14 protein-coding genes are annotated in these 15,568 nt (G+C 65.0%); 5 read left to right on the top strand and 9 right to left on the bottom strand.

Annotated features, from left to right (window positions below):
• Window positions 1–48: 48 nt before the first annotated feature.
• The 3 genes from A5625_RS07130 to A5625_RS07120 form a co-directional block, all read right to left on the bottom strand.
• Window positions 49–2,595 carry an excinuclease ABC subunit UvrA gene (locus tag A5625_RS07130; protein ID WP_066990873.1) on the bottom strand — a complete coding sequence of 849 codons (2,547 nt, stop codon included), beginning with the start codon at window positions 2,593–2,595 and terminating at the stop codon, window positions 49–51.
• 182 nt (window positions 2,596–2,777) lie between these two features.
• Complete coding sequence (locus tag A5625_RS07125) at window positions 2,778–3,848, bottom strand: phosphotransferase (protein WP_066990871.1); 1,071 nt, start codon at window positions 3,846–3,848, stop codon at window positions 2,778–2,780.
• A 92-nt stretch (window positions 3,849–3,940) separates the two neighbouring features.
• Entirely contained in the window at window positions 3,941–4,945 is a 1,005-nt protein-coding gene (locus A5625_RS07120; protein WP_066990749.1) for an LLM class flavin-dependent oxidoreductase, read from the bottom strand.
• Between the two features lie 337 nt (window positions 4,946–5,282).
• Between A5625_RS07120 and A5625_RS07115 the strand changes: the two genes are divergently transcribed.
• Entirely contained in the window at window positions 5,283–6,536 is a 1,254-nt protein-coding gene (locus A5625_RS07115; RefSeq protein ID WP_066990746.1) for a cytochrome P450, read from the top strand.
• A complete protein-coding gene (locus tag A5625_RS07110; RefSeq protein ID WP_066990743.1) occupies window positions 6,529–7,170 on the top strand; it encodes a TetR/AcrR family transcriptional regulator in 642 nt (213 codons plus the stop codon). The genes A5625_RS07115 and A5625_RS07110 overlap by 8 nt, the downstream gene beginning before the upstream one ends.
• A gap of 230 nt (window positions 7,171–7,400) precedes the next feature.
• On the opposite strand, the gene A5625_RS07105 is transcribed toward A5625_RS07110, so the two are convergent.
• The 3 genes from A5625_RS07105 to A5625_RS07095 are packed head-to-tail and all read right to left on the bottom strand — an operon-like array spanning window position 7,401 to window position 9,574.
• Window positions 7,401–7,856, bottom strand: coding sequence for a hypothetical protein (locus A5625_RS07105; protein WP_232003492.1), 456 nt, complete (start codon window positions 7,854–7,856; stop codon window positions 7,401–7,403).
• On the bottom strand, window positions 7,853–8,662 hold the full coding sequence (locus tag A5625_RS07100) for an SDR family oxidoreductase (protein WP_066990740.1): 810 nt from the start codon (window positions 8,660–8,662) through the stop codon (window positions 7,853–7,855). Before A5625_RS07100 ends, A5625_RS07105 begins: the two co-directional genes overlap by 4 nt.
• A 3-nt stretch (window positions 8,663–8,665) precedes the next feature.
• Window positions 8,666–9,574 (bottom strand): RNA polymerase sigma-70 factor, encoded by a 909-nt coding sequence (locus A5625_RS07095; RefSeq protein ID WP_066990737.1) that lies wholly within the window; start codon window positions 9,572–9,574, stop codon window positions 8,666–8,668.
• 433 nt (window positions 9,575–10,007) lie between these two features.
• Between A5625_RS07095 and A5625_RS07085 the strand changes: the two genes are divergently transcribed.
• Window positions 10,008–10,628 carry an antibiotic biosynthesis monooxygenase gene (locus tag A5625_RS07085; protein WP_066990730.1) on the top strand — a complete coding sequence of 207 codons (621 nt, stop codon included), beginning with the start codon at window positions 10,008–10,010 and terminating at the stop codon, window positions 10,626–10,628.
• Between the two features lie 192 nt (window positions 10,629–10,820).
• Here the strand turns inward: A5625_RS07085 and A5625_RS07080 are convergent, their stop codons facing one another.
• The gene (locus A5625_RS07080) at window positions 10,821–11,837 is read right to left on the bottom strand and encodes an ABC transporter substrate-binding protein (RefSeq protein ID WP_082984312.1); all 1,017 of its coding nucleotides are present in this window, start codon (window positions 11,835–11,837) and stop codon (window positions 10,821–10,823) included.
• Window positions 11,838–12,081: 244 nt separating this feature from the next.
• Here A5625_RS07080 and A5625_RS07075 point away from each other — a divergent pair, with 244 nt between their 5' ends.
• Window positions 12,082–12,282: a hypothetical protein gene (locus tag A5625_RS07075; RefSeq protein WP_066990728.1), complete on the top strand. Its 201-nt coding sequence runs from the start codon at window positions 12,082–12,084 to the stop codon at window positions 12,280–12,282.
• Between the two features lie 15 nt (window positions 12,283–12,297).
• Here the strand turns inward: A5625_RS07075 and A5625_RS07070 are convergent, their stop codons facing one another.
• On the bottom strand, window positions 12,298–13,845 hold the full coding sequence (locus tag A5625_RS07070) for a molybdopterin-dependent oxidoreductase (RefSeq protein WP_066990725.1): 1,548 nt from the start codon (window positions 13,843–13,845) through the stop codon (window positions 12,298–12,300).
• 222 nt (window positions 13,846–14,067) lie between these two features.
• Between A5625_RS07070 and A5625_RS07065 the strand changes: the two genes are divergently transcribed.
• Entirely contained in the window at window positions 14,068–14,310 is a 243-nt protein-coding gene (locus A5625_RS07065) for a DUF1918 domain-containing protein (protein WP_066990721.1), read from the top strand.
• A 139-nt stretch (window positions 14,311–14,449) separates the two neighbouring features.
• Here A5625_RS07065 and A5625_RS07060 read toward each other — a convergent pair whose 3' ends face one another.
• Window positions 14,450–15,358 carry an SPFH domain-containing protein gene (locus A5625_RS07060; protein WP_066990864.1) on the bottom strand — a complete coding sequence of 303 codons (909 nt, stop codon included), beginning with the start codon at window positions 15,356–15,358 and terminating at the stop codon, window positions 14,450–14,452.
• Window positions 15,359–15,568 lie beyond the last annotated feature (210 nt).

Genomic DNA, 15,568 nt, shown 5'->3' with positions numbered 1-15,568 from the left:
TACGCTTTGAAGTGGGATGTCCTCGGCGCTGAGGCCGCAAAAAACTCCTCATGGCGTAGCAGAAGGCGCCAACCGCTTCGTCAGATACGGCGCCGTGCGACTGTGTTTCGCCCGCGCCACCTTCCTCGGCGGGCCCGCCGCAACGACCCGACCGCCGTCGCTGCCGGCTCCCGGTCCCAGGTCGATCACCCAGTCCGCACCCGCGACCATCCGCATCTCGTGTTCGGCCACCACGACGGTATTGCCCGCGTCGACCAGGCGGTGCAGCTGACGGTCGAGCAAATCCACGTCGGCGGGGTGAAGCCCGGTGGTCGGCTCGTCGAGGACGTAGAGGGTGTGCCCTCGTCGCGGTCTCTGCAGTTCGGCGGCGAGCTTGATCCGCTGCGCCTCGCCACCCGACAGCTCCGTAGCGGGCTGTCCCAGGCGGAGATACCCCAGTCCGACCTCTTGAAGCGTGGTCAGGCTCCGCGCTGCGCTGGTGACGTCGGCTAAAAACTCCGAGGCCTCATCGACGGTCATCGCGAGCACGTCGGCGATCGTCCGGTCGCGATAGCGCACCTCGAGCGTCTCGTCGGAGTAACGCGCTCCATTGCACGCGGGGCATGTGGCGTATGTGCCTGGCAGGAACAATAATTCGACCGACACGAACCCCTCCCCCTGACAGGTGGGGCAGCGACCTTCGGCCACGTTGAACGAGAACCTGCCCGCCGTCCAACCGCGGCGACGCGCCTTCGGGGTCGCGGCGAATTCACGACGCACGGCGTCGAACAAGCCGGTGTAGGTCGCCAGCGTCGAGCGCGGCGTGCGTCCGATCGGGCGCTGGTCGACGGATACCAGCCGGTTGATCGCCTCGGCCCCCTCTGCCGTCACACCGGCACTCGCGTCGTGATCGAGATCGTCGATCCCACTGTCGGTTTCGTCGTCATCTGATTCGGCCGGATCGGCTGCTCGTCCGGTGCCGAGATGGCGGTGCACGACATCGCCGAGGACCTTGACGACGAGCGTCGACTTGCCCGAACCGGACACTCCGGTGACCGCGGCGTACACACCGAGGGGCAGGTCGACGTCGAGGTCTCTCAGATTGTGGAAGCAGATCCCGCGCAGCCGCAGCCACCCGGACTGCGTGCGCGGTTGACGAGGCGGTGGCCCGGCCCCGTCGAAAAGGTACCGACGGGTGACCGACCCTTCGACGTCGGCGAGACCCGGCACCGGCCCGCTGTAGAGCACGCCCCCGCCAAGCTCTCCGGCCCCAGGCCCCACGTCGACGATCCAGTCGGCACGGCGTACAACGTCCATGTCGTGCTCGACCACGAATAACGAATTGCCCGCGCGCCGAAGCCGATCGAGCACCTCGAGTAGCGGTTCGGCGTCGGCGGGGTGCAGTCCGGCCGACGGCTCGTCCAACACATAGAGCACGCCGAACAAGCCGGCGCGCAGTTGAGTGGCCAGCCGCAACCGCTGCAGTTCGCCGGGTGAAACGGTCGGAGTGCGGCGACTCAGCGTGAGATAGCCGAGGCCGAGATCTATGAGTACCTGCAGGCGCGCGACGAGGTCGGCGGCGATCATGGTCGCCACTTCCGTCAGCTCACCGGATGTCGTGGACTCGTACGCGGCAGCGGCATCGGTCCGAGAAGCCGTCGGCCGCAAGGCGTCAGCGAGGTCGGCCAACGGCATCGCCGTGTAGTCGGCGATGGTGCGCCCGGCGAATGTCACCTTCAGCGCCTCCGGTCGTAACCCGGAACCGTCGCACACCGGGCACTCGACGGTGTCGACGAATTGCAGTACGCGGCGGCGCATCATCGCGCTATGGGAGTTGGCCAACGTGTGGCGGACATGACGTTCGGCGCTGGAGAACGTGCCGTTGTAATAGTAATCGGCCTGCACGGGATGCTGGCCCGGATCGATTTCGACTGTTGGTTGTTCGTCGGTGAACAGGATCCAATTGCGTTGCTGTTTAGGGAGTTTGCGCCATGGCTTGTCGATGTCATACCCCAACGTGACGAGGATGTCGCGGAGGTTTTGGCCCTGCCAGGCGCCCGGCCATGCGGCAACCGCGCCTTCACGGATGGTCAGCGAAGGGTCTGGTACCAGTGTCTCCTCGGTCACCCGGTGGATTCGTCCCAGTCCGTGACATTCGGGACACGCTCCCACCGCGGTGTTCGGCGAGAACGCATCGGAGTCCAGCCGTTCCGTGGCCCCACGCGGGTAGGTGCCGGCGCGGGAGAACAGCATCCTCAGCAGGTTCGACAGCGTGGTGACGGTGCCGACCGTCGAGCGCGACGTCGCCGAACCCCGGCGCTGCTGCAGTGCGACGGCCGGCGGTAGCCCGGTGACGTCATCTACCTTTGGTGCGGCGGTGGGCAATAGCAGGCGACGGGCGTATGGAGCGACCGATTCGAAGTAGCGGCGCTGCGCCTCGGCATAGATGGTCCCGAAGGCCAGCGACGATTTGCCGGATCCGGAGATTCCGGTGAACGCGACCAGCGCGTCACGCGGTGCCACGACGTCGACACCCCGCAGATTGTGGACCCGCGCCCCGTAAACACGCACGCACGGGTCGATTTCGTCCGAGCTTCGATAGGACATTTGCGTCATCTTGCTCAGCCGAGTACCCCTGTTGCGGGCCACACAAGCGGCTGTCCGGCTCGACACCGTTTCAACGCCTGGTGGGCCGGGAATTCCGCCGTGGCGATGACGGAGACATCACCAAGCCGCATCCGCCTGAGCGCGGCCGGAGCCCGGTTCGACACGACCATGAGCAGCTCCGGCCGCCAGCCTCACCGGCCCTCCAGTTGTTGCGCCAAAGCCCACGCCATCTGCGCCAGGCCGCGGTAGCGGTCCCGAACCCCTGGTGCGCTGGCCCGGGAGTCGGCTGCATTGCCGTCGAGCCCGCGCCGCCACACGCCGGCGGTGATAGAAGCGAGGCGGAACATGGAGAACACGATGAAGGCGTCGAGCGAACGAGGTGGCTCTCGGTCGGCGTGCCGACAGTAACTCGCGACGAACGCCTGCTCATCGGGTATGCCGGTGCCGGTCAGGTCCTCGCCCGCCACACCCATGGTGCCGCTGACGGCCGGCGGAAGATGGTAAGTCAGACAGGTATAGCCCAAGTCGGCCAACGGATGGCCGATGGTTGCCAGCTCCCAGTCCAAGACCGCGACAATCCGCGGCTCGGTCGGATGAAGCAGGACGTTGCCCAAGCGGTAGTCGCCATGCGCGATGCACGCCGGCTCGTCGCCCAGCGGGAGGTGTTCTGCCAGCCACTGCGCCAGCAGGTCCATCGCCGGCATGTCCTCCACGCGCGCGGCCTGCCACTGCCGTGTCCACAGCGCGACCTGACGCTGCAGATAACCATCCGGCCGGCCGAACCCCTCGAGTCCTGCGGCACGCCAGTCCACACCATGCAGCGCTGCGAGCACCCGCGCGAGGTCCTCGTAGATCGCCGCGCGATGCGCCGGGGTGCTGTCAGGCATCGCTGGGTCATGGAAGATGCGTCCGGGAACGTAATCCATGATGAAAAAGCTTGTGCCGATGACCGATTCGTCGTTGCATAGCAGCCGCATGCGCGGGACCGGCACATCGGTGTCCCGCAAGGCCGACATGACGCGGTGTTCGCGCTCCACATCGTGTGCCCGCGGCAGCAACTTGCCCGGTGGCTTCTTGCGAAGGACGTATTCGCCACCGGTGGTTTGCAGGTAGAAAGTCGGGTTGCTCTGTCCTCCTTGAAACTGGCGAACCCAGAGTTGACCGTCGAAGCCGGGCAATCCTTCACGCAGATAGCGTGCGAGGGCGGCCTCATCAAAGCGGTGCGCCGGAAGCACCGGCACCAGTTCTGCGACACCGTCCATCGTTTGCAACATTACTTCCCTGGCCGACGCTCTGCGGCAGTCGTCGTCTGCTTGTCAGGACCTCTTGTCGCCCAACTTAATACGCCTGGGCACTAGTTGCCGACACCGGGCAGGCCGGCAGCGGAGGCGAATGCACGTAGTTCGCGCTCGATGTCCGGACCGGCCGGCTGGTACGCCACTTCGGTGACGCCCAGCGCGCCTAAAGCGGCGATCTTGCTGGGCATTTCGGCCCGGGTTGTCGTCAAAGCCATCGAGCTCGCCATCGGGATCAGCTCCGCGACGTGCGGCGCGTCGCGGGGATTCGCCTCGACGAGATGGCCGGCGTGGATGGCGAGATGCCGTTCATGTTGGGGCACAGCCTCAATCGCCTCGCGCCAGCCTGGTCCGCCGGGCAGCGCGTCCACCGCCGCCGCGCCGCCCCGTTCGTACATCGCGTGGTAGAGCACCACGGCGCCCGGTCCGGCGGCGGCGACCACTCGCGGCGACGTCAGGTCCTCACCGTCGTCGAGGACGGTGCCGAACGCCAGCAACGCTCGCCAGTCGGCCGCCCTCACCGCATCCGGCTGCGGCACGGCGGCGGAGAAGACGCCGTCGCCCAGTTCGGCCGCAACCGCCAACCCCTTGGGGCCGTCCGCGCCGATCAAGATGGGCACATCGAGCGGCCGCTGAGCGCCGAAACCGGGCAGCTGAAGCATCCGGATCGTCGCGCCGTCCCATTCGGCAGATTCCCCTGCCAGCAGCGCCTTGAGGCAGCGGACGTACTCGGCCACCCGCCGCCACGGCATCGGCCGCTGACCCAGCGTGAAGCGCCCGGTGAACCCCGAGCCGACCGCGGCGGCCACGCGGTTGGGTGCTTGATGTGCGAGCTCCGCGATCGCGGCGGCGTTGACCATTGGGTGTCGCAGGCTGGGGACGAGCACTCCCGGGCCGAGCCCGATGCGAGTCGTGCGTTCGGCGCACCGGCTCAGCACCATCCACACGTCGGGGTAGAGCGCCGGCGAGTCATAGAGCCAGGCCCGTGTGTAGCCGAGCGCCTCGGCCAGCTCGACATGTTCGGGAGTATTCGACGACGTCGCGAAGGCGCAGGAGACTTCCACGTCAGATGACGGTACTCTTCACGCCGCCGCGGATTCGTTGTGGGCCAATGTCTCCTGCCCGCGGCCCGTTCGAAGACATCGCGAACGAAAAGTCACCCGCATCAGGTCTCTTAGTAAAACCGGCGAAGTGCGCGGTGTGCAGCGAGCCTGGCGTCCACAGTGTCACTGGACCATCGATACGGACATTGGCTGAACATTTGTATGATCTTGCTTGCCGTTCGCACTTCTGACCTCGTTATATTCCGGCGATCCTTGACGATGTTGACCGATGGTCATACGCTCTGAACATATATGTCCGTACGCCTGTCTGGGCGCACCCGCTGAAGTTGGGACATCGATGAACGCGCACAACACCGCCCCCAACGTTTTCGACGCTGATCTTCCCACGTTCGATTACGGCCTCACCGCCACTCCGCATGACGTCCTCGAAGATGTCCGAAAGGCCCAATCGCGCGCGCCCATCGCCATCGGGCCCCTCGGCCCGGAGATCCTGTCCTACGAGCTGGCTCGTGAAATATTGCGCGACAACAGATTCCGCTTGCCGCCCGGTATCACTCTGGCGGCCCAGGGCATCACGTCGGGTCCGTTGTACGACAAGATGGCGAATAGCCTCTTGGGCCTTGACGGCGCGCCGCATGTCCGGTTACGCAAACTGGTTTCCAAAGCGTTCACTCCCCGCGCGACATCCCGCCTCACCGACACGATCCACGAGGTGGTGAAGGGGCTGATCGATCGCGTGATCGACGCCGGAAACTGCGACGTCGTGACCGACATCGCGCGTCGCTACCCGACCCCGATCATGTGCGCGCTAATCGGCGCGCCCCGCGAGGATTGGCAGCTGTTCGCGGATTGGACCGAGGAGATCTTCAAAGCCCTCAACTTCCAACCGGATGCCAATTTCGATGAAGCTGCGATCATGCGCGCATGGAGTGAACTCGACGGCTACGTCGATGACATGGTCGCTGCCCGCCGAAACAACCTGACCGATGATCTGCTCTCCGAACTCATTCGCGCCGAAAGTGACGGCGATCGGCTGAATCTCGATGAACTCCGCATGCTGGTGGCCGGCTTCTTGATGGCGGGAACGGACACCACCCGAAACCAACTGGCGGCATCGGTACAGGTGCTCTGCGAGCATCCAGACCAATGGGCGAAGCTGCGCGACCAACCACAACTCGCGATGCAGGCGGTCGAGGAGAGCATGCGCCACTCGCCGGCGGCCTGCATCGTCCCGCGAGCGGCCACCGAAGATGTCGAGTTCGGTGGCTATATGTTCCCGGCAGGGACCTTTGTATTCGCGAACACCTTTGCAGCCAACCGAGATCCAGCGATCTATTGCGATGCTGACCGCTTCGACATTGCCCGCAAGGACGTTCCCCCAATTCTGACGTTCGGCGGTGGCGCTCATTACTGCCTGGGGGCAAACCTCGCACGCCGGGAACTGGCGGATGCGCTCACCGTCCTCACCCGCCGCCTCCCCGCCCCGCATCGCGTCGGTCCAGCCCCGTGGAAACCTCTGCTGGGAATGACCGGCCCGACAACTCTTCCGATTGAATTCACCAGCGAAAGGCTTGTGACGGCGGATGCGTAGTCGTGGCTGGGCGGGTTTGACACCCTCGTCGGACGAGGAGGCGATTTCGCGAATTCTGACTGCGGTAGACGAGGAGGTCGCCGAGCATGGACCGGGGATACGCCTTGCCGACGTCGCCCGCAGGCTCGGTGTCACTCGCCAGACGGTATACCGCTACTTTCCCAATGCTGACGCGCTGCTCATCGCCAGCTCAATGCGTGCGGTCAACGGGTTCATCGATCAGGTCGCAGAACACGCCAACGGACTCAACGACCCGGTCACTGCAGTTGTCGAATGCGTTTCGTTCGGAGTCGAGAACCTCTCCGGTGATCCGCAACTGGAAAGCCTATTGACCCGGCGAAATGAGGGCGAACCCGTCACCTCGCTGACCTCTGACACGGCGATCGCATTCTGCTTGTCGGTTTTCCACCGCCTCGATGTCGATTGGAAGCTGCACGGCTTCGACACCGCCGCGCTCAGTGAACTGGCCGAAATGACCCTGCGCACAGTGCAATCCCTGCTGACCGATCCCGGAGAGCGGCCGCACGATGGACTCGCACTGCGCCGCTTCGTTGCTCGATGGCTCGGTCCGGCAATCCTGTATCCGCGGCTGACGGCATTACGGATCCACGAACGACAGGCATCACCGGACTAGCACGGTCCTCCCCTCGGAACACGGTTTCAGCCAGTGCCTCAGGCAGGGTGTTCGCGGCCCTGCTCGTAGTCGCCGTAGAAATCCAGAGTGAGGGTAAACGTACTGTGGCCCAGCCATTTCGCCACCTGCATAAGCTGAACCCCCGCCCAGAGCTAAAGAGTGGCGAACGTATGGCGTAGGTCGTGCATGCGGACCCCCTCACGGCGGGCGCATGATTCGTGGCCGGTCGGCTAGTCACCAAGTGCCTGATCTTCACGACAGTCATTTGCTTCCTTTGTGGCGGCTGGGCTTGGCCGCCAAGCCGTGAGGATCAGCAGACCAACCGGCAGCAGCACGGCAACCGTTAGCAAAATCGTTTGCCCGACCGCGGCCGTCATCGTGAAGTGCTCCAGGTGTGTGAGATGAAAGATCAGGTGCGAGATGGCGAACAGCAGATAGGCGCCCAGCGCGATCCGAACCATGCGCAGCTCCATCGTGACTGCTGCGACAACGAATACGAGCGCAAGCGAGAGATTCATGGCGCCGTAGTCGCGCATGAGGTGTTCGGAGAACGGCGGGATGAGGTCCACCCAGGGCACGTAGTCGTAGAACGCCCGAGGGGCCAGTGTCGCGACGAGCGCGACCACGATCTCCACGAACGTGAGAAACCACACCCCGGCGCGAAGCACGATCACCCGGGCGTTCACCGCGACCCCTTGCGTCGGCGGTGCGGCAGGTAAGTGCGGATGGCGTCGCGGTAGGGCAGGTGGCCCGCCGCAACTTGTTCGCCGAGGTATTCCTCGAAGGTGATCGTGCCGGCGGCGTGCTCCGGGGTTAGCAGCCCGCCGGCGCGGATGCCACCAAATACCTTGCCGGGCAATCGAACCGGTATGATGGGTCGCCGCTTACCGACGATCGCCAGGTAGCTGCGGGCAAGATCGTCGATCGCACGCGCCCGCGGGCCGCCGAAATCCGGCGCACGCCCGATCGGCTCGGCCAGCGCCAATTGGGCCAACCGGGCGCCCACATCGCGCACGTCGACCGGTTGGAACCGCAGGCCTGAGGGCAGCGCCAGAACTGGTGGTTTCGCGAGCATGCGCAACATGAAGGCGATCAGATCGTGAAACTGGGTCGCCCGCAGCACCGTCCACGGCAGGCCCGACTCGGCGATCAGACGTTCGTTGGCGAGCATCATCCGGTAGAGGGCGAATGGGACGCGGTCGATTCCGACGATGGAGACGTACACCAGATGCGGTGCGCCCGCCCGTTTGGCCGCCGCTACCAGGTGCTCGCTGGGATAGACGCAGTGCACGATCGTATCGACGCCGTCCATCGCCGCGTCGAGCCCATCACCGGTTTGCACGTCCCCCACGACATGCCGGACGTCGGTGGACTGCCGGGGTCGCCGCCCGCGGCTCACAACGCGGACGTCCTGCTCCGCGGTCACCAGGTGGTCGACAACGATACGGCCTACGGTTCCCGTGCCGCCGGTTACGAGTACTGAGTTCGTCACACCCTATGAACCGGGCAGGCCCGCCTGATGTGACAACTGCTCGGCAAGAAATCGCAATTTGTCGGGATTGGCGACTATCCGCAGGGCGGCTATCTGCTCGCCCGTGATCTCGAAGTACAAGACGCCCGCCAGCGTGTCGCCGTCGAATGCCAGCATCGCCGGCTCGCCGTTGACCTCGGCGACGTCCAGACGCAGCCGTATTTGCCCCACGTTTCTGCTGAACACGCGGGCCACGTACTGGGCCATCCGGCCGCGGCCCGAGACCACGCGCCGGGCCGCCGCCACCTTGCCGCCGCCGTCGGCAGTGGACGTCACATCGGCGGTCAAGATTTCGACGAGCCCGGCGACGTCGCCGGCGGTGGCGGCGGTGAAGAACTGATTAACCAGTGACTGCCACTGCGTCCGATCAGGTTGGAAACGCCGCCGCGGTTCACCAAGGCGTTGCCTCGCGCGCCGGTACAGCTGCCGGGCGTTGGCCTCCGACGTCTCGAGGATCTCGGCGATCTCTAAATGGTTGTAGGCGAATGCCTCTCTGAGCACGAACGCCGCCCGCTCGGTGGGGGTGAGTTGCTCCATCAAGCTCAGCAGCGCGATGGACACCGACTCGCGTTGCTCGGCAACTTCCTGCGGGCCGAGTGTCCGGTCGTCGGTGAGGACTGGCTCCGGAAGCCACGGCCCAGGGTAGACCTCCCGGCGAGCGCGGGCCGACGTGAGCCGGTTGAGGCACAGGTTCGTGACAACCTTGGTAAGCCACCCCGGCAGCGATTCGATCAGCGCTGAGTCTGCGCCGTGCAGTCGCAGGTATGCATCCTGCACCGCGTCTTCGGCTTCGCTGGCCGACCCCAGCAGTCGGTAGGCCAGCCAGAACAGGCGCGGCCGCTGAGCCTCGAAGTCCTCCACGAGGTCGGTCACACTGCCAAGCCTGCCACGACTCGAACGTCGCCGGATGGCTCGGCCGCACGGCGGGCGCGGTCGCAATAGTTGGTATCGCATGTGCCATCGCTTGTGAGATTCGCCTGGCAGGGCAGACGGGCCGTCACCACCCACGCCAGCCGGTTCTGGACCACGGCCTGGCGGAGGCCGCTAAGCAGAAGGCTCTGCTGCGCCGGCGTCAGCTGCTCTGGCACGAGTTCGGGGACAGCGCGCTCCTACTGCCGGACGCAAAAATTGTTAGTTTGGCTTGACTGTTAACCACGTATTGTTCAGGCGCGCACTAGATTTCAGCAAATCGGTAGTACCCTCAGCTGACACCCGCCACCCATTGCCCTGCTCTGCCTGTTGGAGGACGATGAAGTAGTCCGGCGGCGCCGTCGAGACGCTGCCCCACATACAACGGAGGCAGATCATGTATGCAAGAAGCACCACCATCCAAGGGCAGCCCTCGTCCATTGACGCCGGTATCGCGCACACGCGCGACAGCGTGATGCCCGCGCTCGAGGGCATCGACGGGTGCGTTGGCTTGTCCCTGTTGGTCGACCGAACGTCCGGCCGGTGCATTGTTACCACCTCCTGGGAGTCCGAGGAGGCGATGCGCGCAAGCGAGGAGTCCATTCGGCCGATTCGTGAACGGGCGGCCGAGCTTTTGGGTGGAAGCAGGCAGGTCGAGGAATGGGAGATCGCTGCCATGCATCGCGAGCACCGCGCGAGTGAGGGCGCCTGTGTCCGAGCCACTTGGGTCAAGGTCGGCGCGGATCAGATCGACCGAGGCATCGACTTCTACAAGATGACAATCCTGCCCGCCCTCGAGGAACTGGAAGGTTTCTGCAGTGGCAGCCTGCTAGTCGACCGAGCATCCGGTCGTGGCGTAGCCTCGGCGACCTTCGACAGCTTCGAAGCGATGGAGCGGAACAAGGACGAGTTGGACAGGATCAGAGCTACGGGCAGTCAGGAAGCACACGCAGAGGTGCTCGACGAGTCCGACTTCGAGTTGGCGGTGGCACACCTGCGTGTACCCGAGATGGTCTGACCGGCACCCGGTGCCGCAACCGTCGTAGGCAGCTCGGGTATCGCGCTGACGGGACGGCCGCCTCAGTCGAGCGGGCTGCCTCAAGAAAACCCGAACCCCGAACGAGGGTTCGGGCCGTGAGTATGCCTGGAGACATCAGATAGTGGCAGGTAAAGGATTTCACGCTGACTCCCGCTGATGTGAGTTCGATGCTCACGTAGGACGAAGCGGCCGGTCAACGAGCACCCGCTGTCCGCCTCGCCACTGAACGACGCGAATCTGATGGCCGGTTTGCACGCCAGTGACCGGGTCGACACGAAACCGACCGAACAAGGTGGTGGTATCGAGTTGTTGTGACGCGGCCAGCACCGACAAGGATTCAACGGTGTCGGCTTCCTTCACGCAGCGCTGCCAAATGACACCCGCGGCGAACGCCGCAGCAGCCGGATAGGGCGGCTCGGTACCGTTCGCGTCCCGGTAACACCGGCTGAACCACTCGCTGTTGGGTCCGTCCGCGGGATCATCTGTCCCGTCGTCGAACCACTGGCAAGGTCCATACAGGCCCTCAACGTGCTGGCCGATTGCGCGCCGCAACTCCTCCACTCCGGCGGCGACCAGCCCCACCGCACGCCAACGGCGTTCGCTACGCCACCGCGCGATAGTGACGTCGTCGTCGAAGGAACCGGCCGTCAACAGCACATCGCCCCCCGGGACTTCCGCCAGCACGTCTCTCGCCCGCCCTGGCCGAAAAGCGACCGACCGCGTCAAGAGACCAAGTCGCCGCGCCGCCACCGCCGCCCCCGCTGCCACCTCGCGGCCGAACACCGTATCCACGTGCATAAGCACAACCTCCGAGCCTTTACCAAGGCCTTCGGCGACAAGGGTTTCGAGCACCGCAGCCAAATAGCGGTAACCGGGCGACTCCCCGTTGACAACACGCGGATACACCGGCCGCGCCAGCCGGACGGTGGCGCCACCGTGGTTCCAGACAACCCCTGTGCTGGCGCCCGCGGCAGCGATCGCCGGCCCCGAACCGTAGGGGCCGAACACCACGTCGGGCCGGCTCGCCTCAGCGGCCCGTATCGCGGATGCCGCGGACGGGTAAGCGTCGACGACCTCCAGACTTACTCCGGAACGGTCGGCCCAGAGACCAAGGGCGCTCGCCCCCGCTTTCCCGAATCTGGCCAGCGGCCCAGACAGTGGGGTAGCCAGGACGGCACGATATGCCACATGCTCAAGTTAAGCGCGTCGCACAACCGCCCACTCCCCAGGGCGGGACGATCGTGGGGATTCCACTGCGGATCAACACCGCTGCCGGGCGGCTTGTCGATGACTAATCCCGACACGCCGAACCTCCGAAAGATTCGTCGACCTCGGCCAAGAGTCTCAAAAAGTCACATTCGTTGGAATCAGCAATGCCCGCGCCAACCGTTGGGCAAGGCGCGACATCCCACTCCGGCGCTAGCATCCCTGTATGAGAAGGACTTTCGTCGCCACATTTGCGCTCGGGCTGATTGTCGCGCTGTTCGGTCTGATCTGGGCGCTCCAGGGATTCGGAGTGCTTGGTGGTAGCCCGATGAGCAACACCACGACCTGGTCCGGCATCGGTCCGATCACGGTACTGATCGGCATCGTGATTGCGGTGTTCAGCTGGCGGAAACTCTCTTCCAGCTAGCACCGAAATAGTGCCTCAGCGCTCCGCTACGGTGAAGTCCACCGAGTGCCAGCCGGTGGCGCCGTCCGGGACGGTACCAACGCGATCCGCCGTCTGGACAGCTCCGGTGTTGTCGGTGGCGCGCACGGTGATGGTGTGTTTCCCAGGGCTTTTCGCCTGCCACGGGAAGCTCCACAACCGCCACGTCCCGTTGGAATAGCTCGCGCCCTGTTCGGCGGGCTGCCACGCGCCGTCGTCGATGAGGACCTCAACAGCCCGCACGCCACGATTCTGTGCCCAGGCGACACCGCCGAACACCACGGGCCCCACTGGCACCGTCTGACCAGCTGTCGGTACGTCGATCCGCGACTCGGTCTTGATGGGCGCACGCGGTGCCCAGCCTTGCCGCGTCCAGTACGCCTGCGCTCTGTCGAAGCGGGTCAGCTCCATCTCGACGACCCACTTGGTGGCCGACACGTACCCGTAGAGCCCGGGCACTACCAGCCGGGCCGGGTAGCCGTGGTCGATAGGCAGCGGCTGACCGTTGAGGCCGACCGCCAGGAGCGCGTCGCGGCCATCGGTAAGCACCTCCACTGGCGTGCCGGCGGTGAACCCGTCGATCGACGTCGAGAGCATCATATCGGCGTCCGCGTGCACTCCGGCCGCCGCCAGCAGATCAGCCACCCGGTAGCCTGTCCAGACGCCCGTCGAAATCAGTTTTCCTCCAACGGGATTCGACACGCAGGTTAACGTCATTACCAGTTCGACGACGTCGAAGTGGGCGAGATCGTCGAAGCTGTAGGTGGTTTCGCGGTCCACCATGCCGTGGATGCGCAGGCGCCAGTCGGTGTGGCTGAGTTGGGGAACAATGAGTGCGGTATCTACCCGGTAGAAGTCGGAGCTGGTCGTGACAAAGCTCGGAAGCGCAACGCCTTTCGGTTGCACATCGGCGGGTATTGGCGGCGCTGATATGCGCGGTCGGGGAAGTGTGAAGCTGTTGCGATCAGCGGACACCGAATGCGCCAACCGCGTGATGACCGCACCCACCACGCCACTCACGATTCCGAATCCGAGCAATCCGAATACCACCAGCCTGCGCCTGCCGGCATCCGGCTCGTCGTGAACGACTCTGTCTTGCGGATCTCCCAGGCCGGCCGAGAACCGACGGGTGAGCAAGCGTAAGGCCGCCACGCCGCAGGCGGTGCTCGCGACCGTGGGGATCGTGTCGAGCGCCGTCGCCCCCTGCCGTGACAGCACTGCCAGGCAGCCAAGAAGGCCCGCCGCGACGAACGCGGTGCTGCCGAGCGGCCGGCGCTGAGTCTCGAACGTCCCGGCCATCGCCGCGATCGCGGCGATCACCACGAGCACGACGACGGCCACGAACAGTTTGTCCAGAGAGCCCAGGGTCTGAATCGCCCACTCTTTGACGGGCCCCGGTGTCAGATCGACGACCGCTGAGCCGATTGCAGTACGCGCATCGGCCCGCGCACCGAAGGGAATGCCGACCAGCTGGGCCACCCCGAGCGAGACGCACGCCGCGACGACCCCGGCGGTCATCCGCTCATTGGACGGGGCGAAAGCCATCGAAGCTACTGTACTCGCGTTTTCGGTCAACGACCGCAAACGCCCTGCCGTGCAGGCGAACCGGTGACACCAGCATGCTGTCAGCGGCCCGCGGCGCGGCACTGGCGCCCTTGGCTGCCGCTGAAGTGGCAACAACACCGACTGCACGCTTCCGTTACGCGACGAACGCGCGCAGGATGGAGGGGGCGGGGGGTCTCACCAGGACGAGAAGGGGACCGGGTGATGAAGGCGAATGTCGGCGACTACCTCGTGGTGAAGGGCACAACCACCGAACGGCATGATCAACATGCTGAGATCATCGAGGTGCGCTCTCAAGACGGCTCTCCGCCATACGTGGTGCGTTGGCTGGTGACCGGACACGAGGCGACGGTGTACCCCGGGTCTGACGCGGTGGTCGTCACCGCCGCCGAGCACACAGAAGCCGCACGACGCGCTGCTGCGCGATCCGGCCACGCCGCGACATAGCGCACCGCGGTTCCGTGAGATGTGTTGGGCTGGCGAGAGTCAGCATGCGTTGGCCAACATGGCGAACCGGCCCGCATCCGACGGCGCTTCGGGCACGAAGGTGCCTCCCGGGCGCACGTAGTTGTCGAACGCTACCCGCTCAGCCGGAATACCGACTCGCGATGCGTGTGTCGGTGTGCAGACCGCTGACGTCGTCGGGGATCTGTGGCTGGTCCGGCTCGGACATCTCGCTCTTCGAACCCGCAGCTGAGGCGAAGGGCATAGCGGCTTCGTCGTCCCGGCTTCCGGCTGCTTGCGGTGCTGCTCGTTCCAAAAACCGGAGCAGTTCGACGGGGAAGGGAAGCACCAGCGTCGAGTTCTTCTCCGCGGCCACCTCGACGACGGTTTCCAAGAGCCGCAACTGAAGCGCAGCCGGGTGCACGGCCATCGTCTCGGCCGCTTGGGCCAGTTTTTCAGAGGCCTGCAGTTCACCGTCGGCGGTGATCACCCGAGCCCGCCGCTCACGCTCCGCCTCGGCTTGCCGCGCTATCGACCGCTTCATCGAATCCGGAAGGACCACATCCTTGATTTCCACGCGATCGATGTGAACACCCCAGCCCACCGCAGGGCTGTCGATCATCAACTCCAGGCCTTGATTGAGACCCTCGCGGTTGCAGAGTAGGTCGTCCAGGTCGCTTTTGCCGATGATCGAACGCAGCGATGTCTGCGCGACCTGGCCAATAGCGGACACATAGTCCTGTACGCCGACAACCACACGCACCGGATCGGCAACAGTGAAATAGATGACAGCATCCACACGCACGGTCACGTTGTCGCGCGTGATGCCATCCTGCGCGGGCACCGGCATCGTAATGATCTGCATATTCACCTTTTTGAGGCGATCGGCGATCGGGATCAGCAGCGTGAGCCCCGGTCCACGCACCTCGGTTTGCACACGTCCGAAACGGAAGACGACGCCTCGTTCGAATTGCCTGATGACCCGAACGTTTGTGCCCAGCCAGAGCACACCAAGGCCGAACGCCGTGGCCAATGTGTAAAGGATGATCATTATGTCCTCCACTTCCACCCGGGTAAGAGATGGCGGCGCTTCTCAGCGAGTGCGGGAGACGTAGAGCCGATGAAACGTCGAGACCCCTCCAGTATGAGCCGCTAACTCCAGACGTGCTCAGACCTCCGATCGAGGTCACGGCGGTGCCCTCGTTTTGCGCGTGGGCATCGCATCGCACGGCGAGACCGCTTCCGCGCGGCCGTACACCTA

It is taken from the genome of Mycobacterium sp. 1465703.0 (genome assembly GCF_001672975.1).
In the GTDB taxonomy this organism is placed as follows: domain Bacteria; phylum Actinomycetota; class Actinomycetes; order Mycobacteriales; family Mycobacteriaceae; genus Mycobacterium.
Note: the sequence above shows the minus strand (reverse complement) of the source record. Positions and strands in the feature narration are given on the sequence as shown.

Excerpts from the sequence above, each read along its gene's own strand:
- A5625_RS07130 (WP_066990873.1), bottom strand. The coding sequence starts at position 2,595 with ATGACGCAAATGTCCTATCGAAGCTCGGACGAAATCGACCCGTGCGTG.
- A5625_RS07065 (WP_066990721.1), top strand. The coding sequence starts at position 14,068 with ATGAAGGCGAATGTCGGCGACTACCTCGTGGTGAAGGGCACAACCACC.
- A5625_RS07075 (WP_066990728.1), top strand. The coding sequence starts at position 12,082 with ATGAGAAGGACTTTCGTCGCCACATTTGCGCTCGGGCTGATTGTCGCG.
- A5625_RS07060 (WP_066990864.1), bottom strand. The coding sequence starts at position 15,358 with ATGATCATCCTTTACACATTGGCCACGGCGTTCGGCCTTGGTGTGCTC.
- A5625_RS07070 (WP_066990725.1), bottom strand. The coding sequence starts at position 13,845 with ATGGCTTTCGCCCCGTCCAATGAGCGGATGACCGCCGGGGTCGTCGCG.
- A5625_RS07085 (WP_066990730.1), top strand. The coding sequence starts at position 10,008 with ATGTATGCAAGAAGCACCACCATCCAAGGGCAGCCCTCGTCCATTGAC.
- A5625_RS07115 (WP_066990746.1), top strand. The coding sequence starts at position 5,283 with ATGAACGCGCACAACACCGCCCCCAACGTTTTCGACGCTGATCTTCCC.
- A5625_RS07125 (WP_066990871.1), bottom strand. The coding sequence starts at position 3,848 with ATGGACGGTGTCGCAGAACTGGTGCCGGTGCTTCCGGCGCACCGCTTT.
- A5625_RS07110 (WP_066990743.1), top strand. The coding sequence starts at position 6,529 with ATGCGTAGTCGTGGCTGGGCGGGTTTGACACCCTCGTCGGACGAGGAG.